At 67.3% G+C, this 18,158-nt stretch carries 18 protein-coding genes; 8 read left to right on the top strand and 10 right to left on the bottom strand.

The window, feature by feature from the left end:
- Together BJ987_RS35570 and BJ987_RS35565 are read left to right on the top strand one after the other, a co-directional pair.
- The gene (locus tag BJ987_RS35570; protein ID WP_209897405.1) at positions 1–1,149 is read left to right on the top strand and encodes a fatty acid desaturase family protein; all 1,149 of its coding nucleotides are present in this window, start codon (positions 1–3) and stop codon (positions 1,147–1,149) included.
- A 42-nt stretch (positions 1,150–1,191) separates the two neighbouring features.
- Positions 1,192–1,491 carry a hypothetical protein gene (locus BJ987_RS35565; protein ID WP_245366280.1) on the top strand — a complete coding sequence of 100 codons (300 nt, stop codon included), beginning with the start codon at positions 1,192–1,194 and terminating at the stop codon, positions 1,489–1,491.
- 4 nt (positions 1,492–1,495) lie between these two features.
- Here the strand turns inward: BJ987_RS35565 and BJ987_RS35560 are convergent, their stop codons facing one another.
- Complete coding sequence (locus BJ987_RS35560; RefSeq protein WP_209897403.1) at positions 1,496–2,029, bottom strand: DUF4254 domain-containing protein; 534 nt, start codon at positions 2,027–2,029, stop codon at positions 1,496–1,498.
- Between the two features lie 423 nt (positions 2,030–2,452).
- Between BJ987_RS35560 and BJ987_RS35555 the strand changes: the two genes are divergently transcribed.
- Entirely contained in the window at positions 2,453–2,773 is a 321-nt protein-coding gene (locus BJ987_RS35555) for a hypothetical protein (RefSeq protein WP_209897402.1), read from the top strand.
- Between the two features lie 91 nt (positions 2,774–2,864).
- Here the strand turns inward: BJ987_RS35555 and BJ987_RS35550 are convergent, their stop codons facing one another.
- From BJ987_RS35550 to BJ987_RS35535, 4 genes are all read right to left on the bottom strand, one after another.
- Positions 2,865–3,194: an excalibur calcium-binding domain-containing protein gene (locus tag BJ987_RS35550; protein ID WP_209897401.1), complete on the bottom strand. Its 330-nt coding sequence runs from the start codon at positions 3,192–3,194 to the stop codon at positions 2,865–2,867.
- A gap of 91 nt (positions 3,195–3,285) precedes the next feature.
- Positions 3,286–4,152 carry an ABC transporter ATP-binding protein gene (locus BJ987_RS35545; protein WP_245367827.1) on the bottom strand — a complete coding sequence of 289 codons (867 nt, stop codon included), beginning with the start codon at positions 4,150–4,152 and terminating at the stop codon, positions 3,286–3,288.
- Positions 4,153–4,325: 173 nt separating this feature from the next.
- Positions 4,326–5,165 (bottom strand): ABC transporter permease, encoded by an 840-nt coding sequence (locus tag BJ987_RS35540; protein WP_307869856.1) that lies wholly within the window; start codon positions 5,163–5,165, stop codon positions 4,326–4,328.
- Positions 5,158–5,982: an ABC transporter permease gene (locus BJ987_RS35535; protein WP_245366278.1), complete on the bottom strand. Its 825-nt coding sequence runs from the start codon at positions 5,980–5,982 to the stop codon at positions 5,158–5,160. Before BJ987_RS35535 ends, BJ987_RS35540 begins: the two co-directional genes overlap by 8 nt.
- Positions 5,983–6,152: 170 nt before the next feature.
- Here BJ987_RS35535 and ectB point away from each other — a divergent pair, with 170 nt between their 5' ends.
- Positions 6,153–7,412, top strand: a complete 1,260-nt coding sequence (ectB, locus tag BJ987_RS35530) for a diaminobutyrate--2-oxoglutarate transaminase (protein ID WP_209897399.1) — start codon at positions 6,153–6,155, stop codon at positions 7,410–7,412.
- 161 nt (positions 7,413–7,573) lie between these two features.
- On the opposite strand, the gene BJ987_RS35525 is transcribed toward ectB, so the two are convergent.
- A complete protein-coding gene (locus BJ987_RS35525) occupies positions 7,574–11,068 on the bottom strand; it encodes an indolepyruvate ferredoxin oxidoreductase family protein (protein WP_209897398.1) in 3,495 nt (1,164 codons plus the stop codon).
- A 293-nt stretch (positions 11,069–11,361) separates the two neighbouring features.
- Between BJ987_RS35525 and BJ987_RS35520 the strand changes: the two genes are divergently transcribed.
- The gene (locus tag BJ987_RS35520) at positions 11,362–12,225 is read left to right on the top strand and encodes an NAD-dependent protein deacetylase (protein ID WP_209897397.1); all 864 of its coding nucleotides are present in this window, start codon (positions 11,362–11,364) and stop codon (positions 12,223–12,225) included.
- Between the two features lie 9 nt (positions 12,226–12,234).
- Here BJ987_RS35520 and BJ987_RS35515 read toward each other — a convergent pair whose 3' ends face one another.
- A complete protein-coding gene (locus BJ987_RS35515; protein WP_209897396.1) occupies positions 12,235–12,579 on the bottom strand; it encodes a hypothetical protein in 345 nt (114 codons plus the stop codon).
- A 220-nt stretch (positions 12,580–12,799) separates the two neighbouring features.
- On the opposite strand from BJ987_RS35515, the gene BJ987_RS35510 reads away from it, so the two are divergent.
- Positions 12,800–14,044: an MFS transporter gene (locus tag BJ987_RS35510; RefSeq protein WP_307869855.1), complete on the top strand. Its 1,245-nt coding sequence runs from the start codon at positions 12,800–12,802 to the stop codon at positions 14,042–14,044.
- 41 nt (positions 14,045–14,085) lie between these two features.
- On the opposite strand, the gene BJ987_RS35505 is transcribed toward BJ987_RS35510, so the two are convergent.
- The 3 genes from BJ987_RS35505 to BJ987_RS35495 form a co-directional block, all read right to left on the bottom strand.
- Positions 14,086–14,748: an HD domain-containing protein gene (locus tag BJ987_RS35505; RefSeq protein ID WP_209897395.1), complete on the bottom strand. Its 663-nt coding sequence runs from the start codon at positions 14,746–14,748 to the stop codon at positions 14,086–14,088.
- Between the two features lie 26 nt (positions 14,749–14,774).
- Positions 14,775–15,218 (bottom strand): hypothetical protein, encoded by a 444-nt coding sequence (locus BJ987_RS35500; RefSeq protein ID WP_209897394.1) that lies wholly within the window; start codon positions 15,216–15,218, stop codon positions 14,775–14,777.
- 102 nt (positions 15,219–15,320) lie between these two features.
- Positions 15,321–15,758: a MarR family winged helix-turn-helix transcriptional regulator gene (locus BJ987_RS35495; RefSeq protein WP_209897393.1), complete on the bottom strand. Its 438-nt coding sequence runs from the start codon at positions 15,756–15,758 to the stop codon at positions 15,321–15,323.
- 151 nt (positions 15,759–15,909) lie between these two features.
- Here BJ987_RS35495 and BJ987_RS35490 point away from each other — a divergent pair, with 151 nt between their 5' ends.
- The gene (locus tag BJ987_RS35490; RefSeq protein WP_209897392.1) at positions 15,910–17,076 is read left to right on the top strand and encodes an SMI1/KNR4 family protein; all 1,167 of its coding nucleotides are present in this window, start codon (positions 15,910–15,912) and stop codon (positions 17,074–17,076) included.
- Positions 17,077–17,178: 102 nt separating this feature from the next.
- Positions 17,179–18,039, top strand: coding sequence for a helix-turn-helix transcriptional regulator (locus BJ987_RS35485; protein WP_209897391.1), 861 nt, complete (start codon positions 17,179–17,181; stop codon positions 18,037–18,039).
- Positions 18,040–18,158 lie beyond the last annotated feature (119 nt).

Raw genomic sequence — 18,158 nt, 5'->3', positions numbered from 1 at the left:
ATGACGATTCTGACCGAAACCAAAGATGGACCGTTGGTCCTGACCCCGGATCAGATCGAGGAGCTGGGTAAGGCGCTCGATGATCTGCGGGCCCGCGTCGTCGCCGATCTGGGCGACCGCGACCGTGAATACATCTACTCGATCATCAAGGCGCAGCGCGGTTTCGAGATCGCCGGGCGCGGACTGATGTACCTGGGTTTCCTGCCGCCGGTCTGGCTGGCGGCGGTGGCCGCGCTGAGTGTGTCCAAGATCCTGGACAACATGGAGATCGGCCACAACGTGATGCACGGCCAGTACGACTGGATGCGCGAGCCGGATCTGAATTCCCGTGAGTTCGAATGGGATACGGTCTGCCCGGCCGACCAGTGGCGGCACTCGCACAACTACATGCACCACACCTTCACCAACATCCACAACAAGGACCGTGACATCGGTTACGGCATTCTGCGGATGGACGAGTCGCAGGAGTGGAACCCGCTGCGCCTGGGGCAGCCGCTGTACGCCTTCGCGCTGATGATGCTGTTCGAGTGGGGCGTGATGGGCCACGACCTCGAGGTCGAGAACATCGTGCGCGGCCGGCGCTCCTGGTCCGATGTCAAGAAGCTGGTGAAGGGCCAGTGGCGCAAAGCGGGCAAGCAGGTACTCAAGGATTACCTGATCTTCCCGGCGCTGACCGGTCCGCTGTTCGCCAGCACCTTGGCAGGGAACGTCACCGCCAACCTGGTCCGCAATGTCTGGGCCTACTCGATCATCTTCTGCGGGCACTTCCCGACCGGCGTACAAACGTTCACCGAGGAGGAGACGGCCGAGGAGACGCGCGGCGAGTGGTACGTGCGGCAGATGCTGGGTTCGGCGAATATCAGCGGTAGCAAGCTGTTCCACATCATGTCCGGCAATTTGTCGCACCAGATCGAGCACCACCTCTTCCCGGATCTGCCGGCGAACCGTTATCCGGAGATGGCGCCGGAGGTGCGCGAGCTGTGTGAGAAGTACGGTCTGCCCTACAACACCGGCCCGCTGAGCAAGCAGGTCGCGTCGGTGTGGTGGAAGATTTGCAAACTCGCGCTGCCGCCTTCGCTGGTCTCATCGGAGTCCGCGCCCAGTGTTATCGTGATGCGTCAGCGAAAGGCAAGCGAAGTCGGTGTGTGAATGATCGGGAAATTCGAAAGTAACAAAGATCTGATTCAAGAATTGACCGCTTCGGGTGCCAGACATGTCGGCAATATCGCCTCCATCATCACCGGCACCGTGGCGGAGGTGACCCGGGAGATCGGCGATTGGATCACCGACGCCATCGAGATGAACGAGGCGGCCGCGGCCGCCCGGCGCGACGCGATGGAGCACTCGGACACCGAGGCCGCCGAGGCCGGCACCTCCTACGACGAGGAGACGGAACCGGCGCCGCCCACGGGCACCTCGTTCGTCACGGCCGAGGTCGTCGAGCCCGAGATCATCGAGCCGGAAATCGTGGAACCCGGCGACAACCGCTAGCCGCTCACCAGACCGGTAGCCGGCGCCGGTGCTCGACCACGTCGGTGATCAGATCCTGGTAGCCGTCCGCCAGCTCGGCCAGCCTGGTCCACTGCAGGTGGGCGTCCTCGTCCACCTGCGGTGCGCTGGGCTCCAGCATTCGCAAAGCCCGTTGTGCCGCAACCCATTTGGATGCCATCCGGTCGATCACCGCGCCCAGGGTTTCGGTGTGCAACGAGGCGCCGGTGCGGTGGGCGACATGCGTGGCGACCCAGTCGTCGATGCAGGCGACCAGCTCGCGCCGCTGCCCGTCGATGTCCTCGACCAGTTGACTGCGGGACGCGACGAGGCCGGGGTCGGCATCGGGTGTGCGCGCCGCCCGGAGCGCCCGGCTGCGCCGCTCGTGGCACTCCACCAACTCGTGCGCGGCGTCCAGGACGCGGTGCTTGTGCTGACGGGGGTTCGAGGGCTCGCGGAACGCGCGTAACAGCGCTGAGCGATGCGGCAACTCGTCGGTTCCGATGCGGGGCTGGGAACTCGTAGACTCGGCGTATTGCATGGTGCACGCCCTTGCGGTGGTTTTCGTTTCGACTGTTTTGGATGCGCCAGGGCCGAGGAGGATTTCGGGGAGGGGCACCCCTCGGCTCCGGCGCAGCCCCGGGCCTCGGACGCCCCCCACATAGTCCACCAGCACGGCAAAGAAACCGGGAAATCCGCGACGATGCGATGAGGAAGACGGCCCGAGAAAATCGGGACATATTCAGGAAAGCGCGATAGTCGGATCGGTGCAACCGTATAGCGTAAAAGACCGTCAGTTGCCGGGAAATCGTTATGGCCGTTACGGATCGGTCACGCGGCGTCGGCCATCCGAGCGGCGGCGTCGCGGCGGCGGCGCGGAGGTCGAGAGCGAGAGCGTATGGGTGGCAACCGCCTTGGGCGAGGCGGCTGTGCACCGTGAACAGATGTACTAACCTCCATGTTCGTGCCTGCCTACGTGTCCTCGCCCGAGCTCACATTCGGCTTCATGTTCGCGCTGGAAGACCCCGAGCGAATCGCGGAGGTCGTCCGCAACCTCGTCGTCCGGAAAACGGTCTCGGTGTTCCGGCTCGCGCGGTTGTCCGACGACGACGGGCCGCCCGAACGCTACGTGGTGAACTGGGCGGCGATCCCGCAGATCTCGATCACCACCCAGTCACCGCATCCGGAAGACCTGCGCGCGGAGCGAATCCTGTTGGTGAACGCGTTCCTCGGTGAGGGCGGCGAAGTGAGCCTGTACTCCGCGCACGGGCAAGCGCCGAGCTGACCGGCTCGGGGTGATTTGAAACACCCATGCCTCTAAGTTCGCTATCAGGTTGCGGTCAGTGGATCCGGGGCGATTTGTCTTCCGGCGACGCTCAGCGGGTCTTCGTCGGCGTGCGCGTGGGGGACTTGGTCGGGGTCCGGGTCGAACTCGGGCGGGTGGCGCAGGCGACGCCGTCTTCCTTGCCGTCGAGCCGATCCAGGGTGGTCGAGTAGCCCTTGTCCGTCTTGCGGATCGGCGGGTTACCGAGGCGCCAGGCCTCCTCGCAGTCGCGGTAGGGCGTGCCGGTGGTCTGTGAGGTACCGGGCGAGGAGCTCGAATACTTCTTCTTTTTCTTGCTCTTTCCGCAACCACTCATGGTCAATACCAGCACGGCGATCAGTACGACGCCGATGGCCACCACGGCCGGACGAGATGTGCGCATGTCGAGATTCCCCCCAGGGCAACAAGTTCGGCAAGAACGCCCAGCAGTATGGTCGCAACGCCGGGATGTCGCAACCGATATTCGAGCTCGTTCAGCGCGCGGACTCGTAGATCCGGCGGACGACGTCCTCGATCTCCGGCTCCTCGATGGACAGGTCACGGACCTCGGCCCGGTCGGAGACGGCCGCGAGAAGCTGTGCGGCCGTGGTGGTCTGGGCGTCGAAGGCGAGGCGCTGCCGGATGCCCTCGCCCTCGCTGGTGAGCAGTTCGGCGCGACAGGGCAGGTCCACCAGGTCGGGTGTGGGCTCGGCCAGGTCGACCACCAGGACGCGCCGTGCGCCCACCGTCGCGCCGAGGCCGGTGAGCGAGCCGTCGTAGACCAGACGTCCGTGGTCGACGACGAGCACGCGGTCACACAGCCGCTCGATGTCGCCCATGTCGTGGGTGGTGAGCAAGAGGGTGGTGCCGCGGTCGACGCGTTCGGCCCGCAGGAATTCCCGGAGCCGCTGTTTGGACAGCACGTCCAGGCCGATGGTGGGTTCGTCGAGGATCACCAGTTCGGGGCAATGCAGCAGAGCCGCGGCGACTTCCGCGCGCATGCGCTGGCCCAGCGAGAGCTGGCGCACCGGGGTGTCCAGGGTTTCCGCCATCTCCAGTTGTTCGACCAGTTCATAGGTGCGTTTGCGGGTCATGTCCGGGTCCAGGCGATGGATCGCGGCCAGGATCGAAAACGATTCGCGCAGCGGCAGATCCCACCACAGCTGCGAACGCTGCCCGAACACCACGCCGACGCGCGAGGCCAGTTCCCGGCGCTGGCGCACCGGTTCCAGGCCGCAGGTGCGTACGCGGCCGGAGGTCGGGACGAGAATGCCGGTGAGCATTTTGATGGTGGTGGATTTCCCCGCGCCATTGGCGCCGATATATCCGACCGCGGCGCCGCGTTCGATCCGGAAGGTCATCTGGTCGACGGCGGTCAGTGTGTCGCGCTGCCTGCGCCAGCGCCTGCCGTTCTTGCGGTACAGCGTGAATTGCCTGGTGAGGTCCTCGATTTCGACGATCGGGTCCGATAGCTCGTGGCGACGGCCCGCCGGAGGCCCGGGGGCCGACCCCGGAAATATGCTGTCCGCCACGCTTATCCGCCGCCTCCCTGATAGTGCCTGGTGCCGAGCCGCCACAGGTAGAACGCGACGCCCCATACCCACAGTGCGGCGAGCGGCGCCAGCCATGCCAGCCAGGCGGGCAGCAGGGCCGGTCCGGGCAGCTGGAGCAGCGCGATGGTGGGCAGATAGGCCGTGAACGCGACCGGGATCGCGAAGCCGAACAGCAGTTTCAGTGGGGTGGGGAAGACGGAGGCGGGCTGCATGGCGGCGAAGGACCCCCCGTAAGTGAAGCTGTTGGTCAGTTCGGCACCGTCGATCAAGAAGAACTGCAACCCGGCAGCACAGACGAAGATGCCGGCGAAGAGCAGAACGCCGGTTATCAGGGTAGTCGCAAGCAGCAGCAACGCGCCCGCGCTCCAGTGGATATCGTTGCGTAGCAAACCGATTCCCAAAACCACCATGGCTACCGCGGCGCGGGCCAGGCGGCGCAGCGAGATATCGCCGGTGATCAATTGCAGGAGCAGCGGTTGCGGGCGCAGATGGTAGGCGTCCAGCGTGCCCTGGCGGATCAGGACGGGCAGTTGGTCCAGGTGCCCGGCCAGCACCTGCGCCAGCGCGAATCCGGTGTTGCTCAATCCGAACAGCAGTAGCGCGGCGTCCATATCCAGGCCGCCGAGCACGCGCACCTTGTGGAAGATGACCCAGACCTCGGCGAATTCCACCACGCCGATCAGGAAGGCGCTGAAGACCTCGCTGATGAAGGACAGCCGGTAGGTCTGCTGGGCGCGGATCCGGGAGCGCAGCACCGCGGCGTAGGGGGTGAACCAGGTGCCCGCCGGGACGGTGCCGACATCGATGTGTGCCTCAACCACCCTGCACCTCCAGCCTGCGCCGGCCCGACGCGAGCAGTACGCGACCGATTCCGCCGATGACCACGATCCAGAAGAGCTGGATGCCGACGAGTGTCAGCGATTCCGTGCCGGTCACGCGGCCGGACAGAATATCGATGGGGGTTTGCAAAATGGACGGGAAGGGGGTGGCGTGGGCGAGGGTGCGCAGCCAGTCGGGGAACATGTGCACCGGGACGAACAAACCCGCCAGAAACGTGCCGCAGATCTGATACAGCACCCGCAGGCCCCGCGTCTCGATGACCCAGAAGCCGATCAGCCCGACGGCGAACAGGCACAGGAACGACAGGGTGATGGCGCACAGCAGGCTCAGCGTGCCCCAGAGGTAGGGTCCGGGCGTGGTGGGCATGGCCAGGCCGAAGGTGAGCATGCCGAATGCCACGCTGGGGATGCCGCGCGGCAGCATGGTGCACGCGGCGCGGCCGAGATCGGTTGCGAGATAACCGAGTTGGATGTCGACCGGGCGCAGGAAGTCGATGGCGATATCGCCGTTCTTGACTCGGTCGACCAATTCCAGTGGCGGACCCATGAATTGCATGGCGCCGAGCAGTCCCTGGGACAGCCACACATAGGCGCCGATGGTGCCCTCGTCGTACCCGCCGAAGTCGCTGCCCGCGCGCACCGCCGCCAGCATCACGGCCGCCCGGACCATGCCGAAGACGCAGTTGGTGAACAGTCCGGCGAACATGGCGAGCTTGTATTGGGACTGCCTACGAAATCCGGCGACGGCGAGTTGGCGGTAGACCCGTTGGGCTTGCCACTTTTTCGCTGCCGCAGCCAAAGTTCCTGCCCCCTCCGCACTGCAGCGCACAAGCAGTCAACTGTAGTGCCGTCGGTTGGACGCGTGGAAGGAATCCGCGCGGTTTTGGGAAAAGCGAGACAGACCTGTCGCCCCAATGTTAGAAACACAGGCACTTCAGATTCGTTCTGACGCTCATGGAAGGACCGCCGATGTCTGTCGTCCAGGGGTCTGTCTTCGAAACCCTCGAATCGAACGTGCGCGGTTACTGCCGGTCTTGGCCCACCGTTTTCGACACCGCGAGCGGCGCCTGGTTGCGCGACGAGCAGGGCAAGGACTACCTCGACTTCTTCGCGGGTGCGGGCTCGCTGAACTACGGGCACAACAATCCGGCGCTGAAACGCGCGCTGCTCGACTACATTGCGGGCGACGGGATCACCCATGGGCTCGATATGTCCACCGTTGCCAAGCGGAAACTGCTGGAAACACTGCGCGACACTCTGCTCGAACCGCGCGGGCTGGATTACAAGGTGCAATTTCCCGGCCCCACCGGAGCCAATGCGGTGGAGGCCGCACTGAAATTGGCACGCAAGGTCACCGGACGGCAGTCGATTCTCAACTTCACCAACGCTTTTCACGGCATGTCGCTCGGCGCGTTGTCGGTGACCGGCAGCGCGGCCAAACGGGCCGGGGCCGGAGTGCCACTCGTGCACGTCGCCCCGATGCCCTATGACGGCTACCTCGGCGGCGCGGACGAACTGCGCTGGATGCGGCGCGCCCTCGACGATTCGTCCTCGGGGCTGGACACACCCGCCGCCGTCATCGTGGAAACGGTGCAGGGGGAGGGCGGGGTGAACGTGGCCCGCGCCGCGTGGCTGCGGGAACTGGCCGAACTGTGCTCCGCGCGCGGCATTCTGCTCATCGTCGACGACATCCAGATGGGGTGCGGGCGCACCGGGGGCTTCTTCTCGTTCGAGTTCGCGGGCATCACGCCCGACATCGTGACGCTGTCGAAGTCCATCGGCGGGTACGGATTGCCCATGGCGCTGGTGCTTTTCCGGCCCGAGCTGGATCAATGGGCGCCCGGCGAGCACAACGGCACCTTCCGGGGGAACAACGCGGCTTTCGTGACGGCACGGGTGGCGTTGGAGCGGTATTGGACCGACCGGGCGCTGGAACTGTCGACTCTGGCGAAAGGCGAACGGGTCGCCGATGCGCTGGCCGAGCTGGCCACCGCGCATGGTGGGTTGTCGATCCGCGGCCGGGGCCTGGTGCAAGGCTTGGTCTTCGAGGACGCGTCGCGGGCCGCGAAGGCCTGCCGCCTCGCCTTCGAGCGGGGCCTGCTGGTGGAGACCTCCGGCTCGGAGGACGAGGTGATCAAACTCCTGCCGCCGCTGACCATTACCGACGACGAACTCGAACACGGGCTGGCGGTGCTGTCCGGGGCGGTCTCGGCGATCTACGGGGGCTGATCGAGTGCCCATATCTGTATATCGCCGCGGGCCTCAGGATTCGGTCACGGCTGGGCAATCGATTCGATCGCGCGATTCCAACGGTCGGTGTGCCGGTAGGTAACGGCGTAGCCGCGAACGGGACGCCCGGCGTAAGCTCCGGACGTCCCGTTCGCCCGTGCTCATACCCGCGGAGGTTCGATTCCGAGCGCCCGCAACTGCTCTCGGTAGAGCTCCACGTTGGCGAGCTTGATGTCTTCGTAACCGCGGACGACGTCGGTCAGGCCCGCGGCCCGCACAGCGCGGTCGTAGTTGTCGACGGTCAGCTCGGCGGCCAGCGTGCACACCATGTCGGTGTAGTGCGCCAGCAGGGCCCGCTCCACCCTGCGGACGTGGGCATAGCCGAAGGGGTCGAACTTGGTGCCGCGCAGGCGCTTACCCTTGGCCAGCACGCGCAGGGCGACGTGGCTGTTGGGGCCCATGCCGATCTTCTTCTTGCGACCGAGGGCACGCAGCACCGGCGGGTGCAACTTGTAGGTGAGGTTCGCGCCCTCGGGCAGCTGGGCGGTCACCTCGTCCAGGAATGCCGGGTCGGTGAGGCGGCGGGCCACCTCGTACTCGTCCTTGTAGGCGGTGAACTTGTACAGCCCGCGCGCGACCTGCTCGCTGAATTCGGTCCGGCTGGTGCACTGCTGCTCGGCGGTCCAGATGCGCTGCACCGTGGCGACGTACTCCCGGGCGACCTTGACGCCCTGGAAGCCGATCAGCTCCGCCGCCCGCAACTCGACCAGGCGGCGGGTTTCACCGGTGGCCGTCAAGCCGTCGAACAGCACCGGCGGAACGGCCATTTCGGCCTTCTCGCGCTGCTTGCGCGCGGTCGCCGCGGCGAAGACATCCGGCTCGGCGATGGCGGTGCGGCCCCAGCGGAAGGCGGCGATGTTCGCGGCCACCGCGACACCGTTGATGCTGATGGCCTCCTCGATGGCGGCGGCCGGGATCCGCAGGCCGCCGCTCTGGCAGGCGGCGCCGACCAGCAGGAAGTTCGCGGCGGCGGTATTGCCGAACAGGACCTCGGCGGCGGCCAGCGCGTCGAACGACCGCACCGAACGCGAAGCGCGTTCCAGCCGGGCCAGCAGCGCGGAGGTCTCCGGGTAGGACACCGACTTGTCGTAAACCATGTCCCCGGTGGGAGTTTGGCTGGTCGAGGCTACCGACAGGGTGGTCTGCGCCGAACCGTAGGCGAGATTCTTGTTGTCGGTGGCGGCGAGCAGGTCGAAAGCGATGATGCAGTCCGCCGAACCCGGGGTGAGCCGGTTGGCGGGCTCCAATTCGCCTGCCACGAAACGCAGGTGCGAGACGACCGGCCCAGCCTTCTGGCTCAAGCCGATCTGGTCCAAGCTGGCCACGTCGTAGCCCGCGCGCAGGGCGGCGGTGGCCAGCACCTGGTTGACGGTGACGATGCCGGTGCCGCCGATCCCGGCGAGGAAGACGTTCTGCGTGGTGGTCGGCGCGGTGTGCTCGATCGCCGGCAGCGCGGGCGGCTCCGGATGCTGGGTCTTCTTGCGCTTCTTGGTTTCGGCGTCGGCCGGGTCCGGCAGCTCCACCGTTACGAACGACGGGCAGTCACCGTCCATGCAGGTGTAATCGGTGTTGCAGGACGTCTGATCGATGCGGGTCTTGCGGCCGAACTCGGTCTCGACCGGTTGCACGGACAGGCAGTTGCTCTTGGTGCCGCAATCGCCGCAGCCCTCGCACACCGCTTCGTTGATCACGACCCGGGTGCGGCGGGTCGGCAGGGTGCCGCGCTTGCGCTGGCGGCGCGCGTCGGCGGCGCAGTGCTGGTCGTAGATGAGCACCGTCACGCCCGGGATCTCGCGCAGGGCGCGCTGGGCCTCGTCCAGGCGGTCGCGATGCCAGAGTTTGGTGCCGGGCGCCAGATCACGCTTGCGGTACTTCGACGGTTCGTCCGCGCAGACGATGATCTGCTGGACGCCCTCGATCATCAGCTTGTGCGTCAGCTTCGGCACCGCCAGCGCGCCCTCGGCGTCCTGTGCGCCGGTCATCGCGACGACGTCGTTGTAGAGCAGCTTGTAGGTGATGTTCACGCCGGCGGCCACACACGCCTGCACGGCCAGCTGGCCGGAATGGAAATACGTGCCGTCGCCGATGTTCTGGAACAGGTGCGGCACCTGGGTGAACGGCGCCTGGCCGATCCACTGCGCGCCCTCGCCGCCCATCTGCGTCAGGCCGAGCACCTTGGAGTCCTCGCGGCCCGACATGGTGACCATGGTGTGGCAGCCGATGCCGCCGCCGGCGAGCGAACCCTCCGGCACGGCGGTGGAGCGGTTGTGCGGGCAGCCGCTGCAGAAGTAGGCGGCGCGCTTGGCGGGCAGCACCGACAGCGACAGCGGCTGCGGCAGCGGACGTTTCTTGGTCAGGCCGAGCATGTCGGGGTGCGCGTTCAGGGCGCGGCGCAGCGGCGCGATGATGCGCCCGGTGGTGAGTTCGCCGTCCTGCGGGAACAGCGGCTTGCCGTCCAGGTCACGCTTGCCGATGATGCGCGGGGCATCGGCGCTCCCGTACAGGATTTCGCGGATCTGGGTTTCCAGGAACGCGGTCTTGTCCTCGACGACGACGAGATGATCCAGCCCCTGGGCGAATTCGCGGACCCGGGGCCCGGCGATCGGGAACGGCATGCCGATGCGCAGCAGGCGGACACCGGCGCGCATCAGATCGGCGTCCTCGACGCCCAGATCGAGCAGCGCCTGCCGGACGGCGTCGAAAGTGGTTCCGGTGGCCGCGATTCCGACGGTGGCGTGCGGGGGATTCACCTCGATCACGTCGAGTTCGTTGGCGGTGCTGTAGGACTGCACCATTTCCCAGCGGGGCCCGTACAGGTCGGCCTCGGCGATTACGCTGTCGGTGGGTGCGGCCATCGGCCGCTGCTTGTAGACGAACGGCCGTCCCTCCCAAAGGATTTCGGGAACGACGATATCGATGTCGCCGACCGACCCGTCCACTGTCCAGGCGCCGTCCGCGACATCGGCGACGATCTTCAGCGCCACGACGCAACCGCTCGCCCGGGACAGCGCGACACCGTGCAGGCCCATGGTGATGATCTCGCGGGCATTGCGGGGAAACAGCACCGGAATATTCATCGCCGCCAGCGAGCGCTCGCTCACCGCGGGGACGGTCGAGGACTTCGACGCCGGATCGTCGCCGACCAGCAGCAGCATGCCGCCGCGCGCGTTCGCCCCGTACATATTGGCGTGCCGCAGGGCGTCGGTGGCGCGATCCAGGCCGGGGCCCTTGCCGTACCAGACGCCGACCACGCCGTCGTGCGTGGCGGCGCCCTCGGGTAGTTCACCCTGGCTGCCCCACACCGCGGTGGCGGCGAGTTCCTCGTTGAGACCGGGAACGAAGGTGATGTCGTGCTCGGACAGGACGCCGGGCATGCCGGCCAGCATCTTGTCCACACCGCCGAGCGGACTGCCCTGGTAGCCGGACACGAACGTGCCGATGCGGCGACCCGCACGCAGATCACGCACATGCTGCTCCACCAGCTGCCGGGCAATCGCCTGCACACCGGTGAGGACAACGGTTCCAGCGCCGACCCGGTAGCGGTCGGCGAGGTCGTAGGGGGCTGGGATCAGTTCGCGGTCAGCGAGCTCGGTCATCAGTCTCCACCCATCCGCTCAGCGCCGATCGGGCGCTTCGCCTAGTTGAGCACTTGTAGGCCTCAGTCTGTAGTTGTGGCGCGAAATGAACAAGAGACGTGTCAAAAATTGAGCAAAGTGCGCAATATGGTTCTTTCAGGTTGAGCATGGGCTGCGCAGGGTGCGTGGTAAATGTGATCGCCACCACGTGACGGGGGTAACCGGCGGCGGCGTCGATCCGCTCACACGATAGGGCTCCGGAGCCGCCCGATCCGGTAGCCGTGCGGTCGCGTCGGATCCGTACTCTGAAACGCATGCCGGACCTTTCGACACCGGGCCTGTCCGAAACGGATCTGGCGGCCCTGATCGACCTGATATCCGGCCGCCGGGTCGCCGTGCTGACCGGCGCCGGTCTGTCCACCGACAGCGGCATCCCCGACTATCGCGGGCCGTCGTCGCCCCCGCGCAACCCGATGACATACCAGCAGTTCGTCGGCGATCCGGTGTTCCGGCGGCGCTATTGGGCCCGCAACCACATCGGCTGGCGGCGGATGGACGCCGCCCGGCCCAATCTCGGGCACCGCGCCCTGGCCCGGCTGGAACGGCTCGGCGTGGTCAGCGGCTTGATCACCCAGAATGTCGACCTGCTGCACACCAAGGCCGGCCACCGCCGCGTCCTCGATCTGCACGGCACCTACGCTCGCGTCCGCTGCCTCGGCTGTGACGCGCTCATCTCCCGCATGACCCTCGCCGACCGGCTGGAAGCCGCGAACCCCGGGTTCGTCACCGCGGCCACCGCAACGGGCGTCGAGGTGGCCCCCGACGCCGACGCGATCGTCGAGGACACCGCGTCCTTCCGCATGGTCGACTGCGCCCACTGCGGCGGCATGCTCAAACCCGACATCGTCTACTTCGGGGAGAACGTCCCCCGCGAACGAGTCGTCGCTGCCTACGAACTGGTCGACGCCGCCGACGCCCTACTGGTCGCCGGCTCGTCCCTCACCGTCATGTCGGGTCTGCGCTTCGTCCGCCACGCCGCCAAGCTCGGCCATCCGGTGATTATCGTGAACCGCGGCCGCACCCGCGGCGACGACCTGGCCGACCTGCGGATCGACGCGGGCTGCTCCAGCACCCTCTCGGCGCTCGCCGAACACGGCCTGCTCGCGCACGCGACCTAACCGCCCGGGCTAGTTGTTGGTCGTGATGCCCGTCGCGATCTTCACGACCACCTTGTCGGCGGTGACTTCCTGCACCGCCACATTGAAGCCGTCAGTGGGCTGGCTCTCGCCCACCGGCACGTCGACCTGCTGCCCGCCCACCTTCAGGGTGACCGTATTACCGTTCACCGCAACGAGTTCCGCATCAATCCCGAGAACCGACGCCTTGGCGTTCACCCCCCGATCGAAGGTGATGGTGCACCCGTTGAGCTGACACTCGGTCTTGCTCCCGGCCCCTTCCGACGAGCAGGCGGCAGCACCGAGCGGAGTCAGCAGCGCGAACAGGGACAGGGCGATCAGCCGTCGAACTTTCACGCCGCCCAGTCTAGGTGCGAAACCATCGAACGGGACGAACCCGGCGATCCGGATGCGGTCAGCTCCGCGCATCCCGATGCGGGAGGGCTTCCGCGGTCTTCCGCACCCGATTACAGCGGTGGGTTTCACCGCAGCGGGAACAGCGGAAACCGGTTTCGCCGAGCATGCGGAGAGCGTAGAAGGGGTGGCGGGGTGGGCGGTTGCTTGCTTTGATCTCCGGGTGACGGCGGTGGAGGTGCGGGAAAGACGGTCGCTCGGGCGCGGATTCGGGTTGCTGTGGGCTTCGTATGCGGTGAGCACGTTCGGGACGCGGTTGGCGTTCGATGCTTTCGGGCTGATCGCGATTCTGGTGTTGCAGGCCGGGGTCGGGCAGGTGTCGGTGCTGGCGGCGGCGGGACTGGTGGTGGGGGCCGTGGTGGCGGTGCCGCTGGGGCCCTGGGTGGAGGTGCGGCGGAAACGGCCGGTGCTGATCGGCATGGATGTGGTGCGTTGCGCGACATTGCTGAGTGTGCCGGTCGCGTATGTGGCTGGATGGCTTGGGTTTTGGCAGTTGCTGGTGGTGTCGACGGTGGTCGCGGCGGCGGGGATCGCGCATCGGGCGGCCAGCGGGGCCTACTTGAAAACGCTTGTGCCGCCGGAGGATCTGCTGGTCGCCAACGGGCGGCTGGAGTCGACGACGTGGACGGCGACGGCGCTCGGGCCGCCGCTCGGGACGGCGGCCATCGGTTTCCTCGGGCCGGTGGTGACGGTGGTCGCCGATGCGGTCAGTTATCTGTTGTCGGCGTTGGGGATTCGGGCGATCGGCGGGACCGAGCCGGAGCCGCGGGCCGGTGCCGCACCCCGGATGCGGGCCGGGGAGCTGCTGACCGGATGGCGCTTCATACTCCGGCATCCCACGCTGCGGGCCTTGTTCTTCAATACGACGCTGGTCAGCGGTCTCATCATGGCGGCAGTGCCGTTGATGGCGGTACTGATGCTGAGTGAGCTCGGGTTCGCCCCTTGGCAGTACGGGCTGGCGTTCGGTGTGCCGTGTGTGGGCGGTTTGGTGGGCGCGCGGCTGGCCCGGCCACTGGTCGCGCGGTACGGGCAGCGCCGGGTGCTGATGACAGCCGGGGTGCTGCGGGTGTGCTGGCCGGTGGGGCTGTGTTTCGTCGGACCGGGCGCCGCGGGTCTGGCACTGGTCATCGTCATCGAGTTCGGTTTGATCACCTGTATGGGTGTGTTCAATCCGGTGTACGCCACCTATCGGCTGGAGCAGACCCCGACCGATCGGGTCGCGCGTACGTTGGCGGCGTGGTCGATCAGCAGCAACCTCGTCGTCGCGGCCATGACCGCGCTGTGGGGGCTGCTGGCCGGACTCACCAGCTCGCGTATCGGGATCGCCGTCGCGGGAGCGGCTCTGCTGCTGACGCCGTTCCTGCTACCGCGCTTCCAGGAGCAGGAACGGGTCGAGGCGCAGCGATAGGTCGGTGCCACCGCCGACGAGTAATCTTGTCCGCTTCCGGCTCAGTCGTCCCAGCCGTTGTGGCTGAACAGCATCTCCAGCGTCGCGTACGGCAGCTCCGGATGGCGTTGGTGCACAAGTTCCCCGGCCAGGGTGCACGGCGGGGCCTTCAACGGATTGGCCAGAGCCTGTAGCTCGACCGTCCGGGTGAGCGCGGGTGTACCGCCGAGCCGGGGGTAGGCGCGATGGACGAGATCGGCGTAGCCCGGTGGCAGATCGCCGGGACCGCCCCCGATATCGATGCCGATGCCGTGCGTGGCCAGCCAGATCTCGGCGGGCCGGCGCCGCCGATAGACCGGTGAGTCGGTGAAGTTGTTCGTATGCACGGCGATCCCGTCCCAGATGATGTCGACGCGTTCGTCGGTGACGCCGTTGTCTTCGAGGAAGCGAGCCGCGAAATCGGCGCCGTCGATCTCGAATTGCTGGTTGCCGTCGGCTGCTTCGGCGAGTCCGATGTCGTGCAGGGCGCAGATGAGGAACAGGTTCTCCGCGTTGTAGTCCTGGTCCGGCCGCAGCCCCTGGGCCTCGGCATGGGCCCGGGCGAAGAGGAACCCGCGAATACTGTGATTGGCCAGGTGCGGTTCCAGTGCTTCGACCATCAGCCGATGGGTCTTGTCGGCGAGCGGCGTGGACGGCAGCACCAGGGTTTCGAGAGCGGTGGACATGCGTTGTCTCCTCCGGGAATTCGATCTCAGGCCGCGGAACCGGGCCGGACGATCATGAGGACGACGACGGCCGTCCACAGCAGGTTGTAGATGCCGGCCAGCATGGACAGGGTGCGCAGGCGGCGGCCGTCGTCCGGTTCGGCGAGCGCGGAACGTTGCAGCGGGTAGATCTGCACGGCGACGAGTCCGCCGGCCACGGCGGTCAGGACCATGGCCACGGTGATCCAGATTTCTCCCATCCGGCCCTGGACGGCGGCCAGGACGATCCCGATGAGCGGCACGATCAGGCCGATTTTCGCGTAGCCGCCGGTGATCCGATGCATGGCGCGGGCGACGCCGAGGCTGCGTTCGGACTCGGGCGGCGCGCCGATGACGGGCGCGTACCGCGGAAACAGACTGGTCGCGACCGCCGAGCCGCCCACGAACACGATGCCCGCCACCACGTGGATCGACAGCAACACATGCTCCACCGATGAGCTCCCTTCATCCTTCAATGTGGTTGAAGCCTAGCGGAAGCTTCAACCACATTGAAGGATGTGTCCGAAATCACCGGTAGCGGTGGAACAGAGACCTCACGACTCGGCGAACACCGCGAGGATGGCGGCTCCGACCTGGCGCAGGATCGGATCCGAGTCCGGCCCGAACAACCGAGAGTCCACCTCCGAGACCGCCTTCCGGGCTTCGGTCAGCAGCCGCTTGCCCTTGGGCGTGAGTTCGATCGCCGAGGCCGACCCGGCCCGCGCCGTGAGATCCTGCACCAGTCCCGCGCTCACCAGCGCCTTCACCGCGTTGTGCGCACTCTGCACACTCGTGCCCGACATTCGCGCCAGGTCACTGAACGACACACCCGGCATCCCGGAGATGTGGCCGAGCAAGCCCAATCGGCCGACGGTGAGGTCCAGGGGCGCCAGCGCTGCCGCGAGTTCGGTCTCCACCTTCCGTGCCAGCGTCAGCACGATGATCGACGCGCTGGTCACCGGGGGAGCGGGCCGCGCATTCTCAGTGGTCACGCGTTCATTTTCCCGTACCCAGGTCCCGGCCCCACCGGGAGCCGTCCGGCGGCGGCTGGACTTGTTGTCCGACACGCCGATTCGTCCGGACGGCCGAACCGGCGTGGCTGACTAGGCTCGCCTGGTAGCAAACTGTCAGCGAAGGAGTGGGATGGGTGCGGCCGTGGGACGGGAGGCATGGCAGGAGCTGATCGGCCGCATGGTGGTGCAGAAGCGGCGGCTGGTCGAGTTCCGGGAGTACGAATCCGATACCCGGCCGAATCCGGGAGCGACCGAAGAGCGTCTGCTCGCCGCCGAACAACGGCTGGGGCGGCGGCTGGATCCGCAATACCGGGAACTGCTGACGGTCGCCGACGGGTGGGAGTACTTCGATCTGTCCTATTCACTGCTCGGTACCGAGGACATCGGCGCGGGTGGGCGCTGGGCGTCGGGCTTGATGCAGGCCGATATCTGGTTCGACGACGAGGAGTGGGCCGAGGAGGTCGGCGCGCCCAACGACCCCGCGCAGTACCAGCTGGTGGTCGAGAACGACATCGGGTATGCCGGAAACATCTTCCTGTTCGCCGGCTCAGCGACCCGTTTGGCAACCGGTTCGGCGGTGCCGCTGCCGCCCGAGATGACCTACCCGGATCTCTACAGCTTCTTCAGCGCCGAACTCGACAGCATGATCGCCGAGGCCGATCAGGCAACCCTGGGCGAATACTCCGAGCCGTGGTGGGGCCGCAATCTGCGCACCCATCCGCCGTCGCTGGCCGAGATCGTCGCCAAGATCGCCGAACTGCACGCCCTCGGCCGCCCGGATACGCCGTCGCCGCTACGCCCGGGCGCCACCGAGTACGAACTGGCCCTGCTGCACCGAAATCTGGGCGGGTGCCTGCACCCGGAACATCGCGAGCTCCTATCGGTCTCCAACGGCCTGCGCACCCCCTATCACGGTGTCGGTGACATTCTGTCGACGGCGGAGATCCTGGACGGCGCCCGCTGGCGAGACATGCTGGCGCGCAAGCAGATCGAAGATGATCGCTGCTATCACGACCAGGTCCTCTATCGCCGCGATTCCGACCTGCCCGATCCCGAACCCCTCGCCCCCGTCGCCGAACGCATCGGCTACATTCCCGCGGTCCCCTTCGCCATCTCCGGCACCGATCCGCAGGGCGTCGATACCCGCGACGGCCACGTCCGGGACCTGCTCATGGACGCGACCGTCGCCCGCGGCGCGCACCGCACCTCCGCCGGCACCGTCCGGGCCCATCTGCTGCACGCCTGCTGGCGGATCTGGTGGGAAATCGGCTGCCCGAGCGGCGCACGCGGACGGTGACGCGGCCGCCCGTTCCGCGGAAAAACGGGACGGCAGTGCGGTTATGCCCTTAGCATCCGCTTACGCCGTCAGGCCCGCGGCCGCTGGACGAAGGGATCGCCGATGACCGAAACACTGGCTTCGCTGCGCCCTCGCGACGACGACGCGGTGCGCGGCGAGCTGCGGCGGATCATGCGGGAACTCGCGGTTCCAGTGGTGTTCGGCGGCGTCGTGCAGGCCGGGGACGTGCTGAAATTGTCGGAGTTCGTCGGCACTCGGACGCGCGGGTTGCACGGCTTGCTGTTGCCGCCGGCCAGCGGGCTGGGCGGCCGGGTGGTCGCGCTGGGACGTCCGGCCGGCGTCGCGGACTACGCGAACGCCCGCTCGATCAGTCACGACTACGACCGCGTCGTGGTCGGCGAGGGGATCCGGTCGGTGGTGGCGGTTCCGGTGCTCGTGGCCGGGCAGGCTCGGGCGGTGCTGTACGCCGCGGGCCGGGCGGAACCGGTCGGCGATCGGGCCACCGATGTGGTGAGCCGGTCGGCGGCCCGGCTGGCGATGGAGTTCGCGATCCGGGACGAGGTGGACCGGCGGCTGCGGATGACGCGCGCCGCGGCCGTCGCGGCGGCCACCAGCGATCCGGCTCGGGTCGAGGGGATCCGCGGTATCCACGCCGAGCTACGCGGGATCGCCGGTACGGTCGGCGACCTCGCGCTCCAGGCCGCGCTGGCCGCGTTGTCCGAACGGCTCGCCGCGCTGGTCTCCGGCGACGACGCCCCCGACACCGAGGTGTCGCTGTCCCCGCGGGAAGTGGACGTCTTGGCCCAGGTGGCGCTCGGATGCTCCAATATCGAAGCGGCCGAGCGGCTTTCGCTCCGCATGGACACGGTGAAGAGTTATCTGCGCAGCGCTATGCGCAAACTCGGAGCCGGAACGCGGCACGAAGCCGTGGTGCAAGCGCGCCGATTGCGGCTGCTGCCCTAGCGGGTAGCCGAATCCTTGCGGAGCGGTCGGCGGCTCCCCTCTTCCGGGGGTAGTCGCCGAGTGATCCGCATCACTATGGTCCCTTTCACCCTGCACACCCGACCGGATGGCGCAGGGGA

The organism is Nocardia goodfellowii (genome assembly GCF_017875645.1).
GTDB lineage: Bacteria > Actinomycetota > Actinomycetes > Mycobacteriales > Mycobacteriaceae > Nocardia > Nocardia goodfellowii.
Note: the sequence above shows the minus strand (reverse complement) of the source record. Positions and strands in the feature narration are given on the sequence as shown.

Bases quoted from the DNA above. Each gene is read 5' to 3' on its own strand.
- BJ987_RS35570 (WP_209897405.1), top strand. From the start codon at position 1: ATGACGATTCTGACCGAAACCAAAGATGGACCGTTGGTCCTGACCCCG.
- BJ987_RS35560 (WP_209897403.1), bottom strand. From the start codon at position 2,029: ATGCAATACGCCGAGTCTACGAGTTCCCAGCCCCGCATCGGAACCGAC.
- BJ987_RS35550 (WP_209897401.1), bottom strand. From the start codon at position 3,194: ATGCGCACATCTCGTCCGGCCGTGGTGGCCATCGGCGTCGTACTGATC.
- BJ987_RS35545 (WP_245367827.1), bottom strand. From the start codon at position 4,152: ATGACCTTCCGGATCGAACGCGGCGCCGCGGTCGGATATATCGGCGCC.
- ectB (WP_209897399.1), top strand. From the start codon at position 6,153: ATGTCTGTCGTCCAGGGGTCTGTCTTCGAAACCCTCGAATCGAACGTG.
- BJ987_RS35525 (WP_209897398.1), bottom strand. From the start codon at position 11,068: ATGACCGAGCTCGCTGACCGCGAACTGATCCCAGCCCCCTACGACCTC.
- BJ987_RS35520 (WP_209897397.1), top strand. From the start codon at position 11,362: ATGCCGGACCTTTCGACACCGGGCCTGTCCGAAACGGATCTGGCGGCC.
- BJ987_RS35505 (WP_209897395.1), bottom strand. From the start codon at position 14,748: ATGTCCACCGCTCTCGAAACCCTGGTGCTGCCGTCCACGCCGCTCGCC.
- BJ987_RS35490 (WP_209897392.1), top strand. From the start codon at position 15,910: ATGGGTGCGGCCGTGGGACGGGAGGCATGGCAGGAGCTGATCGGCCGC.
- BJ987_RS35485 (WP_209897391.1), top strand. From the start codon at position 17,179: ATGACCGAAACACTGGCTTCGCTGCGCCCTCGCGACGACGACGCGGTG.